Source organism: Mesorhizobium sp. M0960 (assembly GCF_040319055.1).
GTDB lineage: Bacteria > Pseudomonadota > Alphaproteobacteria > Rhizobiales > Rhizobiaceae > Mesorhizobium.
The window spans coordinates 1-2931 of sequence record NZ_JAMYNN010000048.1; the positions used below are offsets into that span (position 1 = coordinate 1).

The following is a 2931-nucleotide window of genomic DNA, read 5'->3' on the forward strand; positions in this document are numbered from 1 at the left end:
CGGCCTGCTGATTGTTGAAGTCGACAATGGCAATGAGATTGTCGAGCTTGTGGTGGGCGGCCGACATCGCGGCTTCCCAGGTCGAGCCCTCACCGAGCTCGCCGTCGGACAAAAGATTGTAGACGAAACTGTCGCTTCGCTTGCGCGTCAGCCCCATGCACATGCCAACGGCAATGCCAAGGCCGTGACCGAGCGAGCCGCCGGTGATCTCCATGCCGGGCGTGTATGGCGCCATGCCGGACATCGGCATACGGCTTTCATCGCTGCCATAGGTTTCGAGCTCTTCCTCCGGCAGCACGCCCGCTTCGATCAGAGCCGCGTAGAGCGCGATCGCATAGTGTCCGATCGACAGCAGGAAGCGGTCGCGTCCCTCCCACAACGTGTCCTCCGGCCGGTAACGAAGCGCATGGAAATAGGCGACGGCAAGCACGTCGGCGACACCCAGCGCCTGTCCGACATAACCTTGGCCCTGGACTTGACCCATCCGCACGGCGTGTCGGCGGATACGATAGGCTCGTTCGGCCAGGCTGACATTGCTGCCAGCGCGAGGCATCTCAAGCTCCGTTGTCCACTCAGCCATGGATTAGCATCCCACCGTTGACATCGATCACGGCGCCGGTGATGTAGCTGGCCAGATCGGAAGCCAGGAAGAGATAGGCGCCGGCTACGTCGCGCGCCTCGCCCAGCCGGCTGAGCGGGATTCCCTTGATGATGTCGGCGCGCATGGCGTTGGTCAGTTTGCCGCCGGTGATGTCGGTCTGGATCAGGCCCGGTGTGATGCAGTTGACGCGGATGCCTTCGGGACCGAATTCGCGCGCCATGGCCTTGGCAAGCCCCAGAACACCCGCCTTGGCAGCCGAATAGTGCGGGCCACCGAAGATGCCGCCGCCGCGCTGGGCCGAAACTGACGACATGCAGATGATCGAGCCGCCGCCATTTTCGCGCATGTTCGGGATGAATGCCTGGCTGAGATGGAGCACGCCGCGTAGGTTGACATCGAGGATGCGGTCCCAGTCAGCCGCGCTGATCTCCAGCGTCTTGACCGGCTGCGTGACGCCCGCATTGTTGCAGAGCACATCGATCCTGCCCAAGGTTTCTGTCACTTGCGCCGCCGCCCTCTTGCAGGCGTCGAGGTCCGCGACGTTGCACGCAAGGCCGATATGGTCGGGTCCAAGCGACGCAGCGGCGTCACGCGCTTGCCCGTCATCCAGGTCGAGTATTGCAACGCGAGCCCCGTGCTGTACCATCAGCGCTGCCGTGGAGCGGCCAATTCCCCGGGGGCCCGCGGCCCCCGAAATCACCACGGCCTTGCCCTTCAGCAACAAGTCGAACTCTCCTGCTATTTCTGTTTGCCGGTGATCTAAAGTCGGTAGAACCGGGCGGCGTTGTCATGGAACAGCGCGAGCCGCTCCTCGTGCGGGTGGGCGATCGTAATTTCCTTGAAGGCGTTCAAAATGGCGTCGAAGCTCGAGAACAGCTTGTCGACGGGGAAGTTCGTCGCGAACATCGAGCGGCCGACGCCGAAGGCTGCGATCGCCTCCTCGACATAAGGACGGATCGAGAACGTGGTCCAAGTCCAGTCGCCCATGCCGAGGCCCGAGATCCAGGCGACGTTCGGCGCTTGCGCTAACTGGTGCATGCCTTTTTTCCAGGCGCCAAAATGCTCGGCGCCGTCGACCTGCATGCCGGTGTGATTGAGAATGATCTGCACGTCGGGAAAGTCGCGCGCCAGTTCGAGGAACTCGCTCATCTGCGGATAGTAGAGCTGCGGGTCGAAGCTCAGCCCGCGCTTCGCCAGCTCCCGGAAGCCGCGCCGCCATTCGGGCGTACGACTGACCTCCGGCCGCGCCAGATAGGTATTGGCGGGGTCGGGATGATAATTCATCGGCTGCCGCATGCCGCGGAAGTTCGGATATTCCATGTGGCGGTCGAGGAGGTCGCCGACGTCGGGTTGGGACAGGTCGGCATAGCCGACGATGCCATGCGGAAAGCCTCGCTTGTTGGCGATCTCCTGCAGCCAGCGCGTTTCCCCAACCGGATCGCCGGGATCGAGAAGCAGCACTTCGGCTGCGGTGGAAAGGGCACGAGCGATCTGGACGATCTGGCCTTCGTGGAGGGACAATTTGCGTGCCGGCATTATCGATGATCGCTTCGCCGATCGCTGGGTCGATCAGCTGGAGCGCTCCGAGCGCAGTTTCGCGCGTGCGGCGACGGCTGATCTGCCACCAGCCCGACCTCGCATGCACAATGCCGATGTTTTCCGCGACCGGACAGCTCGGGCAACAGCGCCAGCTCCTGATGCACCACCGCGATGATCGGGCTGTTGTGGTCGGCCTTCGACGAGGCGAAGCCAATCTCGCCGGCTTCGCGTGAGGTCAGCCCTGTGACGATGCGGATGAGAGTGCTTTTGCCGGCGCCGTTGCCGCCCAGGAGCGCGTGGATTTCGTCGGCCCGGACCTGAAAACTCACACCCCGCAGGACACGGGTTGCGTCATAACTCTTCTCGATATTGGCAGCTTCGATCAGGGGCTTCCTGGTCAATACCTGTCCAACTCCCGGCACGTTGCCGGCGCTACCCAAGCTTTGGGTTGAACTCGGCTCCATCCTGTATCTCCTTCCGGGACCACTGTGCGACCGATTGACATTCGGCTCAATTTTCGTTTCTTAACATTCTGTGTAGCTGAGCTTAACTGACGAGGACGAGGTCAGACATCAAGTTCAATTCGATGACGCATTTCGAGGCAGTCGCGCGGCTCGGCGGCGTGGCAAAGGCCGCTCAGGAATTGCAGGTGACACCTTCGGCGGTTAGCCAGCAGCTGCGGCTGCTCGAACACCAACTCGGGGTGCGGCTTTTTCAGCGCGAAAAGCGCCATCTCTCGCTCACGATCGACGGTGAGCGGCTCTTCCAGACCACGACCCAGGCTTTCGAAT

General features: G+C 62.3%; 5 protein-coding genes. 1 reads left to right on the top strand and 4 read right to left on the bottom strand.

The annotated features are described in order from the left end of the window. The 4 genes from NKH63_RS31185 to NKH63_RS31200 form a co-directional block, all read right to left on the bottom strand. Nucleotides 1-553 (bottom strand): transketolase (locus NKH63_RS31185; protein ID WP_352920511.1); only part of this gene is annotated, 553 nt, incomplete at its 3' end. 19 nt (nt 554-572) lie between these two features. Next, nucleotides 573-1325, bottom strand: a complete 753-nt coding sequence (locus NKH63_RS31190; RefSeq protein ID WP_352453729.1) for an SDR family NAD(P)-dependent oxidoreductase — start codon at nt 1323-1325, stop codon at nt 573-575. A 35-nt stretch (nt 1326-1360) separates the two neighbouring features. Continuing rightward, nucleotides 1361-2137: an amidohydrolase family protein gene (locus NKH63_RS31195; protein WP_352911296.1), complete on the bottom strand. Its 777-nt coding sequence runs from the start codon at nt 2135-2137 to the stop codon at nt 1361-1363. After that, nucleotides 2137-2604, bottom strand: coding sequence for an ATP-binding cassette domain-containing protein (locus NKH63_RS31200; RefSeq protein WP_352457358.1), 468 nt, complete (start codon nt 2602-2604; stop codon nt 2137-2139). The genes NKH63_RS31195 and NKH63_RS31200 overlap by 1 nt, the downstream gene beginning before the upstream one ends. 122 nt (nt 2605-2726) lie before the next feature. Between NKH63_RS31200 and NKH63_RS31205 the strand changes: the two genes are divergently transcribed. Next, nucleotides 2727-2931 (top strand): LysR family transcriptional regulator (locus NKH63_RS31205; RefSeq protein WP_352920500.1); only part of this gene is annotated, 205 nt, incomplete at its 3' end.